General features: G+C 61.1%; 17 protein-coding genes. 3 read left to right on the forward strand and 14 right to left on the reverse strand.

What is annotated here, in order from left to right; translation table 11 throughout:
* Positions 1–204: 204 nt before the first annotated feature.
* The 14 genes from HUV26_RS12665 to pspF form a co-directional block, all read right to left on the reverse strand.
* Positions 205–525: a hypothetical protein gene (locus tag HUV26_RS12665; protein WP_174410501.1), complete on the reverse strand. Its 321-nt coding sequence runs from the start codon at positions 523–525 to the stop codon at positions 205–207.
* Positions 526–912: 387 nt separating this feature from the next.
* Complete coding sequence (locus tag HUV26_RS12670) at positions 913–1,230, reverse strand: hypothetical protein (protein ID WP_174410502.1); 318 nt, start codon at positions 1,228–1,230, stop codon at positions 913–915.
* Positions 1,231–1,489: 259 nt separating this feature from the next.
* A complete protein-coding gene (locus HUV26_RS12675; protein WP_174410503.1) occupies positions 1,490–2,557 on the reverse strand; it encodes a glycosyltransferase family 2 protein in 1,068 nt (355 codons plus the stop codon).
* 58 nt (positions 2,558–2,615) lie between these two features.
* On the reverse strand, positions 2,616–3,815 hold the full coding sequence (locus HUV26_RS12680) for a glycosyltransferase (protein ID WP_174410504.1): 1,200 nt from the start codon (positions 3,813–3,815) through the stop codon (positions 2,616–2,618).
* 56 nt (positions 3,816–3,871) lie between these two features.
* Positions 3,872–5,926 (reverse strand): glycosyltransferase, encoded by a 2,055-nt coding sequence (locus tag HUV26_RS12685; RefSeq protein WP_174410505.1) that lies wholly within the window; start codon positions 5,924–5,926, stop codon positions 3,872–3,874.
* Positions 5,923–7,050: a hypothetical protein gene (locus tag HUV26_RS12690; protein WP_174410506.1), complete on the reverse strand. Its 1,128-nt coding sequence runs from the start codon at positions 7,048–7,050 to the stop codon at positions 5,923–5,925. The genes HUV26_RS12685 and HUV26_RS12690 overlap by 4 nt, the downstream gene beginning before the upstream one ends.
* Positions 7,047–8,000 (reverse strand): acylneuraminate cytidylyltransferase family protein, encoded by a 954-nt coding sequence (locus HUV26_RS12695; RefSeq protein ID WP_243451384.1) that lies wholly within the window; start codon positions 7,998–8,000, stop codon positions 7,047–7,049. The genes HUV26_RS12690 and HUV26_RS12695 overlap by 4 nt, the downstream gene beginning before the upstream one ends.
* Before the next feature lie 260 nt (positions 8,001–8,260).
* A complete protein-coding gene (locus HUV26_RS12700; protein WP_174410507.1) occupies positions 8,261–9,223 on the reverse strand; it encodes a UDP-glucuronic acid decarboxylase family protein in 963 nt (320 codons plus the stop codon).
* Entirely contained in the window at positions 9,220–10,434 is a 1,215-nt protein-coding gene (locus HUV26_RS12705) for a glycosyltransferase family protein (protein ID WP_174410508.1), read from the reverse strand. Before HUV26_RS12705 ends, HUV26_RS12700 begins: the two co-directional genes overlap by 4 nt.
* A gap of 15 nt (positions 10,435–10,449) precedes the next feature.
* Entirely contained in the window at positions 10,450–11,532 is a 1,083-nt protein-coding gene (locus HUV26_RS12710) for an N-acetylneuraminate synthase family protein (protein ID WP_174410509.1), read from the reverse strand.
* On the reverse strand, positions 11,529–12,107 hold the full coding sequence (locus HUV26_RS12715) for a winged helix-turn-helix transcriptional regulator (protein ID WP_243451385.1): 579 nt from the start codon (positions 12,105–12,107) through the stop codon (positions 11,529–11,531). The genes HUV26_RS12710 and HUV26_RS12715 overlap by 4 nt, the downstream gene beginning before the upstream one ends.
* Before the next feature lie 302 nt (positions 12,108–12,409).
* Positions 12,410–12,910 carry a YbhB/YbcL family Raf kinase inhibitor-like protein gene (locus HUV26_RS12720; protein WP_174410511.1) on the reverse strand — a complete coding sequence of 167 codons (501 nt, stop codon included), beginning with the start codon at positions 12,908–12,910 and terminating at the stop codon, positions 12,410–12,412.
* A gap of 1 nt (position 12,911) precedes the next feature.
* Positions 12,912–14,879: a molybdopterin biosynthesis protein gene (locus tag HUV26_RS12725; RefSeq protein ID WP_174410512.1), complete on the reverse strand. Its 1,968-nt coding sequence runs from the start codon at positions 14,877–14,879 to the stop codon at positions 12,912–12,914.
* Positions 14,880–14,943: 64 nt separating this feature from the next.
* Positions 14,944–16,047, reverse strand: a complete 1,104-nt coding sequence (gene pspF / locus HUV26_RS12730; protein ID WP_174410513.1) for a phage shock protein operon transcriptional activator — start codon at positions 16,045–16,047, stop codon at positions 14,944–14,946.
* 296 nt (positions 16,048–16,343) lie between these two features.
* On the opposite strand from pspF, the gene pspA reads away from it, so the two are divergent.
* From pspA to pspC, 3 genes are all read left to right on the forward strand, one after another.
* Positions 16,344–17,021 carry a phage shock protein PspA gene (gene pspA / locus HUV26_RS12735; protein WP_174410514.1) on the forward strand — a complete coding sequence of 226 codons (678 nt, stop codon included), beginning with the start codon at positions 16,344–16,346 and terminating at the stop codon, positions 17,019–17,021.
* Positions 17,022–17,307: 286 nt separating this feature from the next.
* The gene (locus HUV26_RS12740) at positions 17,308–17,580 is read left to right on the forward strand and encodes an envelope stress response membrane protein PspB (RefSeq protein ID WP_174410515.1); all 273 of its coding nucleotides are present in this window, start codon (positions 17,308–17,310) and stop codon (positions 17,578–17,580) included.
* A 5-nt stretch (positions 17,581–17,585) separates the two neighbouring features.
* Complete coding sequence (pspC, locus tag HUV26_RS16695; RefSeq protein ID WP_205245145.1) at positions 17,586–18,116, forward strand: envelope stress response membrane protein PspC; 531 nt, start codon at positions 17,586–17,588, stop codon at positions 18,114–18,116.
* Positions 18,117–18,151 lie beyond the last annotated feature (35 nt).

Here is an 18,151-nt window from a genome sequence, read left to right on the forward strand (position 1 = left end):
AGCAAGTACAGACACTATTAAGAATGAGTATCTGTATATCGCATACGGTCCTGTGATTTGACGGGTCATGAGATAATAGAGAAGAAGACTGAAAAAAGCCGTGACTAGTGCGAATAGGATTGATTTTGCATTCATGTGGCTACTATCCTTTTGAATACGTTTTGTATTGTGTTTTCAATTATGATATGCTCAAAAGTTTCTGTTTCATGCTTTTAGAAACATCGTGAAGCAAAAGATGAATGCTACGGAAAGTAGCAGGTTGCGAATAATATTGCGATTTATCTGTTCTGTGTCGTTGTTTATTGGTTTGAATGAAGTGTCGTTTTCGTTCTTTTGTGCAATTTGCTCAGATGTAGAATCATCTTTTGTATAAACAAACATGGAGGACAGGGTGATCATGGACACAAGCAGGTATCCATATTTTAAGGCAGCTTGCCTTCCTTCTGGCAGGTTAAGCATGGCATAGCAAAGAAGTATTCCGAAAAGGTTTGCAACAATGCCTGTAATTAAAAGTTTCATTTTCATTTTTTGCCTTCTTGTTCGTTAGTTATGAGTCATGTTGGATAGCATAAAAATCATGTTTGTCATATTCAGCATTGTCGGTATCGATGATGTTTTTTATGAAAACTTTGCATTGAATGCAGGGTATGTAGTGTCGAATGCTATCGACACTTCTTCGGTGTGTTTTGTAGTGTTATGTGTTGTTTTGTTGTCTGCTTGTATTGGTCAAAAGCGTAAAGAATGAGCTGGGCTACTCTCGATAGATATGGCTTGTCTTGTAATGCTGTGAAGTCATTACAGTTCTGTTGGCATTGGTTGTATGGCCAATGCCATCAGAGATTCAGATTAATGTAATGGTGGGAGCGTGTGGCCTTGACTTATTGTGGTGAACAGACTCGCCTCAGTGGCTCATTATTTTCCGAAATACATAAAGCATGAGAAAAGAACAATAACGGTAAGTATGCTGGATTGGGTTGTGTTTTTAGTTAAAAAATTCTTTTTAAAGAAGCTTGACTCATTTTTATTAGTACTTTTAATGTCAGTATTAATGTTTCTTGCTTTTTCTTCTCCGGCCGTGGCTAGCTGGGCGATAAGTGCAAGTAGTGCTACAAGCAAAAAAGAGTGTCTATATGTTGTCAACTTGTCTGCAGCTTGATGGGCGATGAGGACATAGAGAATAAAGCTTAATGAAGCTGTAAGAAACGCTAGCAGTATATGTCTTGCATTCATATGGTCACTTTTCCTTAATCTATTCTAAAAGGGTGTCTTGCCGGTATATTCCGCATTGCAGTAATGAAAATTCCAGTTCTTACGTCGAAAAGCCTCATCCTCCCTGTCTTCGCGTTACGTTACTGGTTTGAATTTGCATTTCATTCTCAATGGGATCTTGAAAAAAAACAACGTGGATCCGTTGTTTTTTATGCACCTGCCAAGTGCCCCTGAGAAGTTAATGCACACCTTGACAATAAGTGTCAATATAAACTTGCCGTTACATCGTAGACGCAGGCACCCCCATAAGGAACACTCCCTCGCCAATCCACAGGCCATGGTAGGCACGCCACGCATCCCGCTCTTCAGGTAATATGATGTGCTCCACCGCTATGGTGTAAGGCTGAGGAAGCAGGGCGCGCACTGCCGGGCCCAGGCGGGGAAGATCGCTTTTTTCCAGAGTCACGGGCAATTCTATTGTGCTGTGCTGATGCAGCACTTCGTTTTGGATGAGCTCCGAGAGCTGCGACCACAGGTCGGGCGTGTGCTGTGATGCTGGCGGTTGCTGGTGACCGTTGAGCCGCAGGCGGAAATCAAAATGGGTGGTCTGCCTTGCCAGTGCCGGTCTGGACCGTATGTACCTGTTGTTGCACAACTGTTCATGACGCATCACGGCGGAGTTGCACTGGTCGTGCACACGGTAGAAATAGAGGCGCTCCGGTATGAAGTGTACCTTATCCGGCCCGGCAAGCTCTGCCATGGGCAGGTAGAGCGAAAGGTCGCCAGCCGCGCGGAAGTATCTCCCGCTTTCATCGCGGAACGTGGCATCGTCCAGAAGCCCGAACAGGTAAGCTTTGAATGAGCGTAGCTGCGAGAAGCACCATGCCTGTTCGCGAACAGGCACGCCGCGCAGCAGCGGGCCGCCGATGGAGTGTTTCTGTCTCTCAATGGTCTCATCGGTATACACAATGTCGTAGCCCTGCTGATGGGCATCCCACAAGCGTTGCAGGCAGTCCGGGCGGATAAAATCGTCCCCGTCCAGCACGGCCACCACATCGGATGGAGCAAGGTGGAGTGAACGCAGCGTGGCCAGCGTGTTGCCCATGAGCCATGCCCGCTGGAAGCCCGAATGCACCGTTATGCGCGGGTCATCGGCTGCGTGGCGGGATGCGAGGCGTGCCGTTCTGTCCTGCGAGGCATCGTCTGCAACCAGGGCGGTCCATTGTGTAAAGGCCTGATTCCGCAAAGAATCAAGGCAGATATCAATGTAGCGCTCGCAGTTGTAGCACGGGATGACCACATGGAACCGGCTCGGGGCAAGGGCGCTTTTCGGTATGGTGTCAGGCATGGCGTTTACTCCTGAGGATGTGGGGGATTGCGGAGGGCGGTTGTCCGGTGTCAGCGGCTCAGCGAGGCGTTTCCTGTACCGCAGCCTGAAGCACCTGCGTCAGTGCCGCAAGCTGCCTTTCCCTGTCGTAGCAGGCCTGCACGTGTGCCCTTCCGGCCGCGCCCAGCGCGGCGGCAAGCGCAGGAGAGCGGGCCATGCGGCGCATGTGGTCGGCCATGGTGGCGGCATCGTGTTCATGGCACAGCAGGCCGGTGTGCTCATGCACTACGGCTTCGCGGATACCTGCATGATACGTGGCCACAACAGGCAGGCCCGAGGCAGCCGCCTCCAGCACGGCGTTGGGCGTGCCTTCCTTGTCGCCGGTGGGGGCGGTGACGGAATGCTGCACAAAACAGCGCGCCCCGCGCATAGCCTGCGCAACCTCGTCATGGGAAACGGCTCCGGGAAAAGACACGGCGTGCGCCACACCAAGGCAGGCGGCAAGGCGGATGCACGCCGGACGCAGCACACCATCACCCAGCATGACCAGAGTGGCATCGGGTATGTCGGCGTGCACGGCGGCAAAGGCCGCAAGCACCGTTTCCGGGGCCTTTTTGTCTACAAATCGCCCAACGCTGACGAACCGGGGCGGGGCATCCTGCGGCGAAGCAGCAGTGAACATGGACGCATCTACACCGTAGGGGATGACGTGCAAGCGGTCTTCGGGCGCGCCAAGGCGCAGCAGGTCCTGCCGCATTTCCTGCGAAACGGCTATAACGGCGGCGGCGTGCTCAAAGAGTGCGGCGTAGCCCGCAGCGTACTTGGCAAGCACAGGGCAGAGCGAAGCGTCGTAACCATGGAAGTGCGCCACCAGCGGAATTTGGGCCTCACGGCAGGCTGGCAGCAGGGCCACTCCCGTGGGGCCGTATTGCGCCAGCACCACATCCGTGCGGCCGGAGCGCAGAAACCGGGCCATGTTCATGGCAGCCTGCCCGTGCGTCTGCGTTTCCGCCTTGCCCGAGGGGGAGAAGAGCTGCGCAGGTTCCTGCGGCAGGCCGGGGTGTAGCACGTTGTCCGCAGTATCCCGCAGGGCCATGTGGCCTCCGTGCAGCACGGCGTGCACGCCGGATAATCCCCGGATATGGGCACGGATGAACGTTTCGCATTCCGGTCCGGGATTGGGGTGCGCAAGGCAGATGCGCAGTGCGGCACCGGAGACGCGCCCGGCGGCGGATTCCGCCTGCGGAGCGGTGCGGGGCGCATGGGCTGTTTCGGTCATGCCAGTTCCCTTTATGCCAGTTCCATTCGTGCTTGTGCCATGTATGAATGTTCCGGTCACGACTGTTCGGGTGCGGCGGGAGTGCAGGCATCAGGCAGGGGAGAAGCGCACCCGCGCTCGCCGTGCCGGGCTTCCGGTGCCGGGGTTCCTGCGTCCGCATGGGGCGCAAAAGAGGGCTTGCGGGCGGTGGCCCACAGGCCGGAGCACATGAGCCCTTCATGAAAATGGCTCGGGGGATTGTCCTGCGCGGTGAGCAGCCGGACAACCGGAGCGGCGGCGAAAGAGAGCAGGGGGCGCAGAACGCGCAGGTAGCCGCTCTGCAGGGAACGGCGGCGGATGTACAGGCCCAGCATCTGAGCCATGGCCGCATCGAACCCGCCCAGCGGCCGTACCTGCACATCGGCAAAGCCAGTTGATTGCAGCAGGCGCTCCAGCGTCCACGGGGTGTAGCGGTAGGCATCACAGGGCACATCGTGCAGGGGCCAGAGAAAGGGCACGGTCAGGAAAATCAGGCCGCCCGGTGTAAGAACGCGGTGCGCCTCTGCCAGTACGCGGGCCGGGTCCGGGCAGTGTTCCAGCACCTCGGTGAGCACCACGGCACCTGCCTTGCCCGGTTCCATGGGCAGGGTGCGTCCGTCCCATGGCATATCCCACGGCGGCGGGGCGTCATGGGGCATATCCTGAGGACCGTAGCCGCCCTGCGGCATGTCTGCCGTCAGATAGCGGGTGACGGCGGGGGCATCCAGAAACAGCGTGCGGTACGGGGCGCATCCTGCCCCCATGTCCACCACCGTTCCCCGGAACTGGGGCAGGGTGTGCGTGAGGGCGGCAAGGATGCTGCGGCGGACGGTATACAGGTCCACAAAGCCGGGGCGGCAGCGGGGGCGCAGAAACGGGTGGTGCGGGGGCAGCAGGCTGGCTGCGGCTGCCGTGAGCGCCCGGAAAGGGGTTGCGCGGTCATCCTCGCGGATGCCGACAGACGGGGGCAGGCAGAGCCTTACGGGCATGCGGACGGGCTGCGGGCGGGCAGATGCACCCTGCGTGGCGATGAGGTGCGCCCACGCATCGGCACAGGCATCGGGCGAAAACCGTTCCCGCACAAGGTCGCGGGCGTTGCGGGAAAGACGGGCAAAGGTGTGCGGGTCGCGCAGGGCACGGGCCGCTTCTTCAAGATCGCGTTCCGGTTCATGGAGCAGAAAACCGGTTTCTCCGTGGCGGATAAGTTCGGGCACGCCGCTCTCCACGGGGGTGGAAAGAGGCACAAGGCCGTGGGCCATGCCTTCCAGAAGGCACAGGGGCATTCCCTCGTATTCCGACATGAGCAGCACCGCATGGTGGGTGCGCAGCAGGGCGGGCATGTTCGCGCTGTCCTGCGGAGGCAGCAGCGTGACGCGGGCATTTGGGTGGGCGGCGAGAATAGCTTCCACCTCTGCGCGCTGCGGTCCGTTGCCCGCTATGGTTGCCTGCGTGTCCGGGAGGGTGTGCGTGAGCCTGCACAGGGAGCGCGTAACAAGGCTGATGCGTTTCTGGGTGTCGGCGAGCCTTCCGGAATAGAGGATGCGCAGGGGCTGGTCCGGGTGCATGCGCGGCAGAAAATCGTCATGGGGAAAGACCGCGCTGGAGGGAATCTGCACCACACAGGGGGTGTGTTGCTCCACCATGCGTTTGAGATGGTCGGAAACGGCAACCCACGCATCCATGGCCCGCTCCTGCGATGTGCGCAGGAAGAGTTGGGCCAGTTGCCTGTGGAACCCGTCGTCCGAGCGCAGCACGCCTATGCAGCGGATGCCGCGCCGTTTCAGGTGCATGGCGGCGTAGTAGGCGGCGGGCACGATGTTGGGGACAAACACGGCGGGCGGGCGTTGCTGCACGGCGGAGAGTATCCAGCGCACACGCTCTTCCGTGGTGGCGTGGTAGGGGGCGTGCTGGCACGGCACGCCCGACCTGTGCAGAGCGTTTAGCGTGGGGCAGGCGCGTACATCCCCGAAGGTAAGCAGCAGGCATTCCGCCTCTATGCCGCGCTCCCGCAGGGCGGGCAGCAGGCGGCGCAGTCCGGCGTTGGGCCCGCCCACATAGCCGGGGCGGTCGTAGGTGCAGAACAGGGCTTTCATGAACGTGTTCCGTGGGCTGTCTGCGCGGAAGGACGACGGGAATAAGCCGGGGCGGGCAAAGCCTTCCTGACAGATTCTGCCGCCTGAGGAACCGGTGTGGCTGGTTTGGCTTGCGCGACTGGTGATGCTGGTGATGCTGGCGATGCTGGCGAAACTGGTACAGCTGGCGTGCCGTGCGAATGGGGCGAATGCGGCACAAGAGGCCCGTCCGCAACAGCGTTCGGGTGCGCGGCGTGGCAGGGAGCGGGGAAGGGGTGCAGCAGCCGTTCCGCATCCTGCTCCGTCAGGGACCAGTGTACGGGCTGGTCCGGATGAAGGTCGAACAGGGGCAGGGCGTAGAGCAGGGGCAGGGATTCTCCGTCTGCGGTTATGCTGCCGGGGATTCCCATAACGCCAAGGGAAGTCTCGCCCCCTGTTTTATAGGCCACGCGGGGCGGTGCATCATTCTCAGATCGGGCGTCCGAGCAAGGTTCAGGCCCGTCGCCTGCCCACAGGGTGTCGGTACGCAGATAGGCCACCGCGCCGTCAAAATGCTGGAACGGAGGAAGCCACTGGCTGCCCGCAGGCTTATCCCACGGGGTTTCGCCGTCTTGCCCGCGTAGCCGTGCCCCGCCGGACGTTTCGGTCTGGAACGGCATGGTCACGCTAGGGGCGGATGCCGGAACGGACGGGGCCGTGTGCAGCCACGCGGGGTTGCAGTTGACCGGGGTAGGCAGCAGGGAGAGCAGGGCGTCTGCATCTGCACCTTCGCAGTGCGCCGCCAGCAGGCTGCGTATGCGCGTGGCGGTTACGGGGCCAAGCCCCGGAGAAACGGCCAGTATGCGACGGGCAAGGGCCGCTCCTTGCGGCAACGCTGTGCGCAGGTGACGGCGGATGGCCCAAAGGGCCGAAACCGTATCCGTGCCGGTGTCGTCTGCGGGAAGGGGTACGACATGCACGGGAATGCCTGCCCTAAGGAAGGCTTGCTCCCGTCCGGGCAGCACAATGGCCAGCGGGCGCACGGCACCCAAGGCCGCGAGCACGCGCGCGGTATGGGCCGCAAGGGCAGGGCCAAGCGGGGACTGCTCGAACAGAAAGCGTTCTGCGGCGCTGGCGTGGCAGGCGAGAATGCAGGCATCCATCATAGCGGAATCCCGAAATCATACAGGTTTGCGGCAACAGCGCTGTGCGCAAGGGCAAGGTCGTGTTCCGTGTCGATATCTATCAGTTCCAGCGGGTTGGAGACGAATTCCATGTGCTTGTGCGTAATGTGCGCGGGAAAGACGTTGCGGCCCGAAAAGTGGCCCAGCGGTTTGAAAAAGGTCTGCTCCGGGTCATGCAGGTGTACACGGCGTGGGGGGGACTTGGGGGCATGCCCCTGTGCTGTACCCGTTTGCGCCGCACTGTCTGCATGGTTGGTCCCATGGGCAGCTTTCGCACTGCCCATGCCTCCTTCATCAGCCGCATCAGTCGTATCATCTGCATCAGCTGCATCATTCCCATCAGTCCTGCCATTCTTGCCGCTCTTGGAGGCGTCTTCAGTATCCGCGTCACAGGGGCGGAACAGCGCCGTGCGGGAGGTGGGCGTGCGGAAGGCGGATTGCACAGAACCGCATTGCTGCGTCAAGGACACCAACCGCGCTAGATGGTCCCTGTTGCGGAACGGGTTGGTGGGGGCAAGGGTGATGATGGTTCTGACCGGGTACTCCTCATCCACCAGGTGACGCAGCAGATAAAAATAGGCCCAGTAGGAGCTGCACCGGGCGGTGGCAAATTCCGCCGGTCTGAGGAACGGAACCTCCGCCCCGTAGTGGCGTGCGATTTCGGCGTAGCGGGGGCTGTCTGTGTTCACGACAACCCTGTCCACTCCGGGCAGGGCACGGGCGATGAGGATGCTGTACGCCATGAGGGGCAGGCCGCAGACCTCGCGGATATTCTTGTCCGCCACCCGCGTGGAGCCTGCGCGGGCGGGAATCTGAACCACGGTTTTCGACAGGCCGCCGGAGAACCGGGCACGCCAGTCCGTGAGCGGCATTTCCGTGTTGCGGAAGTAGTGGTTCACCACCTCCTGCTGGCGTCGTTTCATATCTGACATGCGGCTACCTGTGACTACCTATGGCTATCTGCGGCTGCCTGTGGTTGTGGCGGGCGCGGGGAAAAGGCGCGTGCCCGTAGGTGTTGCGTCTGCTGCCCGTGCATATGTCCTCGGCGTCCGTTCTTCGTGCATTTGGCCTTCGCATCTGGTTTTTGCGTCAGGCTTTCGCGTCTGGCTTTCGCATTTGGCCTTCGCGTCTGGTCGGGGTCGCTGCCGTGGCCTTCCTGTGAACCGGTTCGTCCCGGAAGCGTTCAGAGTGTTCAGGGCGTTGCCGTCCTTTCAGAAAGCAGCGCATCAAAATAGGCTATGGTCCTGTCCAGTCCGGCCTCCAGTTGCACAGAGGGGAACCAGTCCAGTTTTTCCTGCGCAAGGGCGATATCCGGCTTGCGCTGCATGGGATCATTGACCGGCAGCGGCCTGAATTCTATGGACGAGGCACTGCCCACCTTGGCTATGACCGTGCGGGCAAGCTCCAGAATGCTGAATTCCACAGGATTCCCCAGATTCACGGGGCCGGTAAAGCCATCGGGCGTGTGTTCCATCATGCGGATGAAACCTTCGATCATGTCGTCAACGTAGCAGAAGGAACGTGTCTGGGAACCGTCTCCGTAGATGGTGAGGTTTTCCCCTTTAAGCGCCTGCACGATGAAATTGGAAACCACGCGCCCGTCGTCCGGGTGCATGCGTGGGCCGTAAGTGTTGAAGATGCGCACCACCTTTATGTCCAGCCCGTACTGGCGGTGATAGTCGAAGAACAGCGTCTCCGCGCAGCGTTTGCCCTCGTCATAGCAGGCGCGCGGGCCTATGGGGTTCACGTTGCCCCAGTAGGATTCCGTCTGCGGGTGCATGGCGGGGTCGCCGTATACCTCCGAGGTGGATGCCTGAAAGATGCGCGCGCCGGTGCGCTTGGCAAGCCCCAGCATGTTAATGGCACCGTGGACCGAGGTTTTAACCGTCTGCACGGGGTCGTACTGATAGTGCACGGGCGAAGCGGGGCAGGCCAGATTGTAGATTTCGTCCACCTCCACATAGAGGGGAAAGGTGACATCGTGTCGCAGCACCTCGAAATAGGGGTTCTCCAGCAGGTGGATGATGTTTGGCTTGTTCCCTGTAAAAAAATTGTCCACGCACAGCACGTCGTGACCTGCCTCCAGCAGGCGTTCGCACAGGTGGGAGCCGAGAAAGCCCGCGCCGCCGGTGATGAGAATGCGTTTTCTGTTCATGGCCTTTCCTGTTGAATGGGGGGATACGCCTCGTCCGTGTGGTTCCCTGTCGTGCCTGTTTCAGTCGTGTCGCGGGCCAGTATTTCCCGTTCTGCTTCCCGCGAAAGGCGTACCTGTGCGCGCTGCTGCACCATGCGTTCCCCATGGAGCAGATCCGGCAGGGCAAGGGCGAAGAATCTGTGCGCCCCCTCAAGGGCCAGTTCCTTCTGCCGCACCACCGATGCAGGATCGTGCGCCAGCAGGGTGTATGCCTCGTCCAGATGGTGCACCATGCGGGCGCAGGACCAGCGGTTTTCCATAAAGGCGCGGCCCGCCGCACCTACTTCTTCCGCTTCTTCCGGGTGGGTGAGCAGGTGGCGTAGCACGGGGGCGGCGTCTTCCAGCCGTATGTTGACAAACGGCACCTCCGCAGTGCCCGAAAAATGTTCAAAGACACGGCGGGTGCGGTCGTCCAGATGGGTGAGCACGGGCTTGCCCTGACTCAGCCCTTCCAGCCCCGTGAGGTGGTAGCTGCCCGTGACCATGTCGTCCGCCACCACGCGTGAATCCCGCTTGAGGGCAAGGGTGCGCAGAAGCGGCGTTTTGTGCGCCAGCGCCCATGTGCCCCCGGTGTGCCTGCACACCTGCGTGATCATCTCCAGCATCTGCGGTGCAGCCTTGGTGTTCCAGCGGCAGTCCCACGCCCCGCGCAGGTTGGTGGGGCTGCAAAACACATGGAACCGTGGCGCACGTTGCGTCTCCCCGGCGGCAAAGGGCAGATAGGCGGGGTGTGTTTCCGGAACAAAGTTGGGCACCACGCGGGAGCGGGGGTAATAGCGTTCCTGAAACTGGGCGATGACCAGTGAGGGAATGCGCTGCTCCAGCAGGGTTTGCGGCGATATGCCCATGCGCCCTGCCACCAGTTCGGGGTGACTGTGAAAATGGCGGATGAACAGGGTGCCCCTGGCAGCCAGCGCGCGGAAGCGGATGGGGGCAAAGTGGGGGCTGTCCATGTCCAGATAGTTGTGAAAGTGGATGATGTCCGCCTGCTCCGCCAGTTCAATCGCCCGTTCCGGCTGCTCGGCAAAGACCACGTCCTGCCCGAAGTCCTCGGTGCCGTAGCGGCACAGGTCTATGAGCCGCGCCGAGTGGCCGGTGTGGGCGTTAATGGCCTGCACCAAACGCAGGGGGGCACCTGCGAGAGGGGTGACGGCAAAGTGGACAATCCGCATGGCGTGTTGCCTCCGTCAGGCTGCGCCGTTCAGGCGCATGGCCAGCATTTCCGGCAGAATCTGTTCGTCCTTGGACACATCACGGGTAAGGGTGTTGCCGATAACATTATCCCATGTATCCGGGCCAAGGCCGGTGCCGGGGCTTTTTACGGCAAGGTCCGCCTCGGTGACCACCGTGCCCGCAGGCAGGTCGCGGGCCGCCACAATGGATTTGCGCAGCTTGCAGGCGGCCTCCGCCTCGCCGGGGAAGATGCGTTTTTCCGTGCCCTGCATGGCGCTTTCCACCTCTCTGATCATGCGCACCAGTTCGGCCAGTTGCGCCGGTTCCAGCGAAACCTGATGGTCCGTGCCGCGCATGGTTCTGTCCAGTGTGATGTGGCGTTCCACCAGCACTGCCCCCAGCGCCACGGCGGCAAGGGTGGGGGCTATGCCCCGCTCGTGTCCGGAATAGCCCGTGGGCAGTCCGTAGCGTGTGCGCAGCGAGTGCATGACAGGCAGGCATATCTGGTCTTCCGGGCAGGGGTAGGAAGAGTTGCAGTGCAGCACGATGATGTTGTCGTGGTAGCGGCGCAGTTCCGCCACGGCGCGGTCGGTCTGGGCAAGGCTGCTCATGCCCGTGGAAAGGACCACCGGGGTGTTCATCTCGCCGCAACGACGCAGGTAGGGCGTGTTCACCAGATCGGCGGAGCATATTTTGATGAGTTCCGGGCGCAGGGTGTGCATGGCTTCAAGGCTGTCCATGTCCCACGCCGAGGCGAAGAAGACCATGCCCAGCGATTCCGCAAAGGCCTTCAGTTCGGCCATGTCGTGCATGGAAAGTTCCAGTGCTTCTCGGTGTTCGCCGTAGGTGGGGCCAAAGCTGTTGGGGCCGGAATAGGGGGCGCGCATGCCCGCTTCCGTAAGCAGGGCGGCTGTGCTGCGCTTCTGGAACTTCACGGCGTCCGCGCCTGCGCGGGCTGCTTCTTCCACCATGCTGCGGGCAAGGGAAAGGCTGCCCTGATGGTTATTGCCCACCTCGGCAACGATAAAGCACGGCAGTCCCCGGCCTATTGCGCGTCCTGAGCGCAGGGTAACGCAGGTGTTTACTGGGCATCTCATAGTGTGAATATCTTCTTTTCCCGCATGGCGGGCATGGCGGCAAGCTGCCGGTATATGTCGTCCTGCCGGGCGAACGACGTGATAATAACGGCCTGCGCGTCCAGATGGGCGAGAGATTCGGGGGGCAGAACAGTGTGATCGTGAAAGCGGGTGCCCTGTTTGCGCGAGGCGTTGTCCAGAATGCCCACAACGGTGCATCCGCTGCCCTGCAGGGCGGTGAGAACCACCTCGCAGGTTTCGGCTGCGCCGAAGAGAGCCACTCTGGTTATGCCTTCTTCCGTCAGCGGCTCAAGCCGCCTGCGGACTATCTGCTTGAGCGAGGCGTATGCCTGCACCATTTCCGAGCAGTAGGTCTCCATGAGTGTTTTTCTTTCCGCCACTCCCTTGGGAGTGAGAGCATACATGTAGCTTTTCTTGTCCACGGGCTGAAAATCCACAAGGCCCTGCCCCTGCATTTCAGCCAGATATTTGTGCACCATGGCGCTGCTGGTATGGCAGAATTTTCCCAGCCGGGTCTGGCTGAGCCGGCTGTTTTCCGAAAGAGCCTGCAGCAGGGCCAGGATGCGCAGCTTCACGGTGGGTTTTATGAATTGCTTGCCGAGAAAAAACACTGTCGGTCCCTTTTCATAAACGTTTAGTAGGTTTGTGATTGATGTTAGAGAAGCGATCCGGCTCTGTCAACATCACGAAAAAGGGGTGCGGTCTTCCCGGGGGCGTTCACTGCACCCGGCAGGCTGTGCCGCGCGGGGTATGCGGTATGTTTTCACTACAAATAATGCAAACGGCGTTCCAGCAGGGAACGCCGTTTGCGAAAAGGAGTGTGTTCAGCCGGGACGTCTGAATGGGGTCGTCCCCGCCGCCGGATAGGCGTACCGGTTCAGCGGGGCAGAATGCGCACCATCAGCCGCGCGGTGGCAAGGATGTGTCCTTCCATGGCGCGCTGCACCTGCCCTTTGGTGGCTCCGGGCTTAATGCTCACGCGGGCGTCCAGCGCATGCAGCGTGAACTGACACATGCGGGCCTTGCCCGTGGGTTTAGGCCCGTCATAGCTGGCGTTGCCGCAGGAGTTCAGCCCGTGTCCCGCGCCGGGAAAGGGATCAAATTCCCTTGCCACGCCTTCCTCCAGCCCGGTCATGGTGGCGGGGAGGTTATAGAGCAGCCAGTGGTCCTGCGTGTCCGTTTCCGTCATCTGCTCCGCCTGTTCTGCCTGTTTTGTCTGCCGATCTGTGAGCAGTGCCGAATCGCAGATAAGTGTCAGGTATTTGGCCTGCGGGGGAACATCCTCCCATGCCAGCGGGGGCGAAAGGTTCTCGCCGTCTGCCGCATGGCGCAGGGGCAGGGTGTCGCCGTGGGCAAAGGCAGTGCTTGTTATGCGCATATCAGGACTCCTTGCCCTTCAGTCCGTAACCGGCCTGCATTATCTGTCCGGTGAGGGTGGTTTCGTATCCGCCCATCGCCTCTATGCGGGCGCGGAAGGTGGGAGAACGCAGCAGCTTCAGCACCGCCTGCACGCCCGGTGTTTCCATAAACCTGTTGGGGATGATGAGGTCGTAGCGTTCGCGGGCAAGGGGAACAAAGTCCAGTTCCAGCGCGCGCGCCGCCGCGCGGATGCCCAGCCCCGTGTCTGCCGCCCCCGTGAGCACGTTCACCGCCACCGCCATGTGGGTGAACTCTTCCTTGTCGTAGCCGTTCACAGCATCGAAAGCTATGCCCGCCTGTTTGAGGTGGTAGTCCAGCAGAATGCGTGTTCCCGCGCCGCGCTGCCGGTTCAGAAACCGTACTGTGCCGTCCGCAAGGTCCTGAATGCTGCGTATCCCGCGCGGATTGCCCTTGGGCACAATGAATCCCTGATGCCGTATGGCAAGGTTCACCAGCGTAACCTCGTTCTTCGCAAGCTGCTCCGGGAGGTATTTTGCCAGAAAGGGAAAGTTGTAGTCATCGCATTCCGGGTCAAAGAGGTGGGCGCCGGCAAAGTGGCAGGAGCCGTTCTTAATGGCAAGGATGCCGCCCATGGACCCCACGTGGCTGGAGGTGAGGCGAACGGGCGAATCCAGTCCCATGAGCTCGTCCGCGAGGACATCAAGGGTGTTGTCGTGGCTGCCCACGCAGACCAGCACGTTCCGCACCGCTTCTTCCGATACCATAAGCTCAGCGGCAACGGCGGTATGCTGTTCCAGCCCTTCCGCCTGTGCGGGTATGCGGGCCAGCGCCTGCGCCCGCGAAAGCGTGGTGATGCAGCCCGCCCCGCGAGCCAGCGGGGTAGCCACATACTTATCGCCCACCTTGCCCACGGCAAGGCGCAAAAATTCTTCCATACCCAGCTTGGAGGGAACCTTGCGTGTCAGTTCCACCTGCACCGGCTGGCGGCGGGGTGTTTCCGTCCGTCCCAGCCAGCATATGAGCGGGGCGAGCAGTTCTTCGAAACACACCACGGCGCTGACAGGATACCCCGGCGCGCCCGCCACCAGCTTGCCCCGGCATACCCCGAGCAGCGAAGGCTTGCCGGGCATGGCCGCGATGCCGTGCACCAGCACCTCGCCGAAGGCGGCAATGGTGTCCCGCGTGTAGTCCTTTGTTCCGGCAGAAGACCCCGCGCAGATGATGGCGATGTGGGCTTCTGATTCAAGGGCGTCCTGCACTGCCTGCCGCAGAGCCTCAGGGTTGTCGGCTACGGGGGGAGTGCGGGTGACGGTGCAGCCCAGCCGGCGTGCAAGGGCGGCAAGAACCTGCGAGTTACTTTCCACCACCTGACCCGCGCCGGGCGTGGGGCGCGTGGTAAAGTCCAGCACCTCGTCCCCGGTAGGAATAACGGCAACCCGCACAGGTTCCCAGACGGGAACGTCCCACAGCCCTGCGCTGAGCAGCGCGCCTATGTCGTAGGGGCTTATGCGGTGGTTGCGGGGAAAGAGCAGTTCCGTGGCCACGATATCCTCACCAATGCGGCGCACATGCTGCCATGGGAAGGCGGGGGCTTCCGTGGCAATGGCGTCCGGACCGGATTCCGTCACGTTTTCTATCATGATGACCGCATCGCACCCTTCCGGCAGGGGGTGGCCGGTATTCACCGCGAAACAGTCCGTTCCCTTGCGCAGCACCTTGGGGCTGCCCTCGCGTGCGCCGAAGGTGGCCTGCGCGGTAACCGCATAGCCGTCCATGGCTGCGCTGTGCACGGTGGGGGAAGAGAAACGGGCGAAGACGGCCTCGGAGAGCACGCGGTCCGCCGCCTCGTTGGCGGGTACGGTGACGGAGCGGACAAGGCGTTCGCGGTCCAGCGCGGCGCGGGCTATTTCTACGGCTTCAGGGATGGGGATGGTCTTCAGGTATACGTTGCGCTTGGGTGCGGTCATGCGGATTCTCCGTGGGTATGACGCGGTTACGGCGGCGGTGTCGTCAGGGCGTGTCCGGTCAGTGTCAGTCGGTGCTTGCGGGGGGCAACTGCTGCTCTATAGCCTGCTTGTGCCTGCGGTACAACCCGCGAAACTGGTGATAGGTGAGTCCGAGCAGGTCTGCGGCCTGCCGCTGGTTATGCCGTGCGCGGAGCAGTGCCTGCCGCAGCGAATGCAGTTCCAGCCGCCGTATGGCCTCCGGAAGTGGCTCGGCAAGGACTGTGCGGGGCTGTGTTTCTTCCGGCCAGGCTTCCTGCGGCAGCGGGCGGGCTGTGCTGTCACAGGCGGCTGTTCTGGGGGCGGACTCCGCGAACTCCGTTACAGCGTTGGGCTGCCAGGGTGAGCGGAAAGGGTTGACCGGAAGCTCGGCAAGATGCAGTCCCTGCCGGAAAACAGCCCGCTCCACCGTGTTCTTGAGCTCACGGATGTTTCCCGGCCACGGATGGCGATGCAGTGTACGCAGGGCGTCCGGTCCGAATTCCGGCGTGCCGTTCAGTTCCAGTTCCATCGCCATGGACGACGCGAAACGCTGCGCAAGGAGCAGTATGTCTTCCCCGCGTTCGCGCAGAGGCGGCAGGGTCAGCACCTCAAAGCTCAGCCGGTCCAGCAGGTCGTGCAGAAATATGCCCCGTGCCGCCAGTTGCGGCAGGTGGGCGTTGGTCGCGCCCACAATGCGCACATCCGTGTGCACAGAGCGGGAGCCGCCCACCCGTTGCAGGGTGCCGTATTCCACCGTGCGCAGAATGCTCTCCTGCATGCGTCTGGGCATGGCGGCAATTTCGTCCAGAAAAAGAGTGCCTCCGTCTGCCTGTTCAAACCGCCCTGCGCGGCGCACTGTGGCACCGGTAAAGGCTCCGGCCTCGTGACCAAAGAGTTCCGACTCCAGCAATGTCTCGGAAAGAGAGGCACAGTTTACCGTGACCAGCGGCTTGCGCCAGCGGCGGGAAAGGTAGTGCAGGCGTACGGCGGCCAGTTCCTTGCCGGTTCCGCGTTCTCCGATGATAAGGACGGGCCGGTCCACGGCTGCCACACGGGAGAGGTGCTCCTGAAAGGACAGAAATGCCTCGGACGTGCCCATGGCTTCGGTATGGGCGGACGGGAGCGGCAGGGAATGGGTGTCGTTGTCCATGGCCGAACATGGCATGCATTGGTAAAAAAATCCATTGTTTGGTTTAATCTGCTATTTATTGGCATAAAAAGCCATGAAAGAATTTGGATGGTGCGAGCGGTTTTCCCGTAATTACGGCATGTTGAAAAGGTGTCGTGGCTGGCATGGATTGTGCCTTATGACGGGCAGGCTACGACATGTACAGGACACGACTTGTACAGGTTACGCGTGTACTTTTTCGCCCGTCCCGGAGCGCTTCCGAGCACAGCAGAGCATCAGGGACGCGGGCGGTAACAGCACAGAAACCGGAGGACGGTATGGGCATATTCACCCGTTTTCACGACATTATTTCTTCCAATCTCAACGCCATGCTGGACAAGGCGGAAGACCCGGAAAAGATGATACGCATGATGATCCGCGAGATGGAGGAAACCCTTGTGGAGCTGAAGGCCAACTGCGCCGCCACTATGGCCGAATGCATGCGCATACGGCGCGAGCGTGATGCCGCAACCGCAGCCACGGACAAGTGGCAGCAGCGCGCGGAACTTGCCATGGGCCGGGGGCGCGAGGACCTTGCCCGTGAAGCCCTGCTGGAAAAGCACCGCGAACAGGAGCGGGCAGACGCGTTGGGGCGCGAGCTTGCCGGATGCGAAAGTCTGGTGGCGCAGGCGCAGGAGGACCTGACCGTGCTGGAAGGCAAGCTGGCTTCCACCAAGGAGAAGCAGGGTCTGCTGGTGCAGCGCAGAACGCACGCGGTAACACGCAAGCAGGCGCGCATGGACGTGCACAGGGCGGGCGGTTATGACGCAGTGCGCCGCTTTGAGGAACTGGAGCAGCGTGTGGAGCGCATGGAAGCAGAGGCCGATGTGGCGGGCGTGGCAATGCGCGCAGGGTCGCTTGAATCGCGCTTTTCTGATCTGGAGGGCGCGGGCCGGGTGGAAGAGGAGCTTGCGGCACTCAGGGCACGCATGGGCGGCGGCAATACGGGTCGGTAATCTGTCTGCGCGGCCCCGATGTTCCCTTGCTGTTGATGCCCCGGTCATGTTTCGATGCTGCTCTGATACGGTCCAGGTACTGTTCTGGTACTGTTCGCAATCCCAATCCGGCGCGGCGGTGCAATGAGAGCCATCGTTGCAGGGCCCCCTGCCGCCGGGAGGCGGCATCCGGCAATGTGGCCAGCTATGCAGGCTGTACAGGGACGCATGGCACTTGTTCGACCGTCCGCAGTGCGGTAAAGAAGAGGGACAACGGGGGTACAGAATGCACATAACGGGAGATTTCATGCCTCACGGTCCATTCTTTTTCTTCTGGCTTATTATTCCGGCCATCTGCCTTATCGTGGTGTATAAGTTGCTGCGCGAGAGGCGCAGGCCCGAAGACGAGCCGCAGGCTGTGGATGAAGCCCGCATGATTCAGGAAATGTACCGCTCTTTGGCGCGCATGGAAGAACGTGTGGAAACGCTGGAGGCCCTGCTCGCCGATGTGCAGTCGCAGCGGCGCGGAGCAGAATGGCCCGGTCAGGAAACTGGTAAGGAACCCGGCAAGGACAGGTGAAGACCATGTACGGCGGTAATGGCGGAAACGGCAGAGAAGGCCGGTGGCGGCGCGATGGTGATCGGACCTGCGAATATGGCGGGCATGGCGGATACGGCGCGCGCGGCGGCATGGGCTGCGGAAACGGATTCCCTGAAGGCGGAGGCGGCTATGGGTCGTTCGCGCATGGGGGGGGGCGTCCGCTCTACCGCGCCCGGGACGGAAGGTTCATGGGCGTGTGCAAGGGGCTGGCGCGCCACTTTGATGTCCGCGTCAGGTATGTGCGCCTTGCCTTCATACTGGCGGCGGTGTTCAGCGCCTTCTGGCCCGTTCTGGCCGTGTATATTTTTCTGGGGCTGATCATGAAACCCGAACCCGTGCTTATGCCGCAGGATGAGGGAGAGCGCGATTTTTATTCGGCCTATGTCGGCTCAAGGGCAGAGGCGGTTTCGCGTCTGCGGGAAAAGTTCGGCAATCTGGAAACACGCCTCCGCCGTATGGAAAGCGTGGTCACGAGCCGGGAATTTGATTGGGAGCGGCGGTTCCGCGACCGGTAGCCGCTGCTTTTGCTCCGGCAGGGGCAAGATCAATC

This window comes from Desulfovibrio psychrotolerans (assembly GCF_013340305.1).
GTDB classification, from domain to species: Bacteria; Desulfobacterota; Desulfovibrionia; order Desulfovibrionales; family Desulfovibrionaceae; genus Halodesulfovibrio; species Halodesulfovibrio psychrotolerans.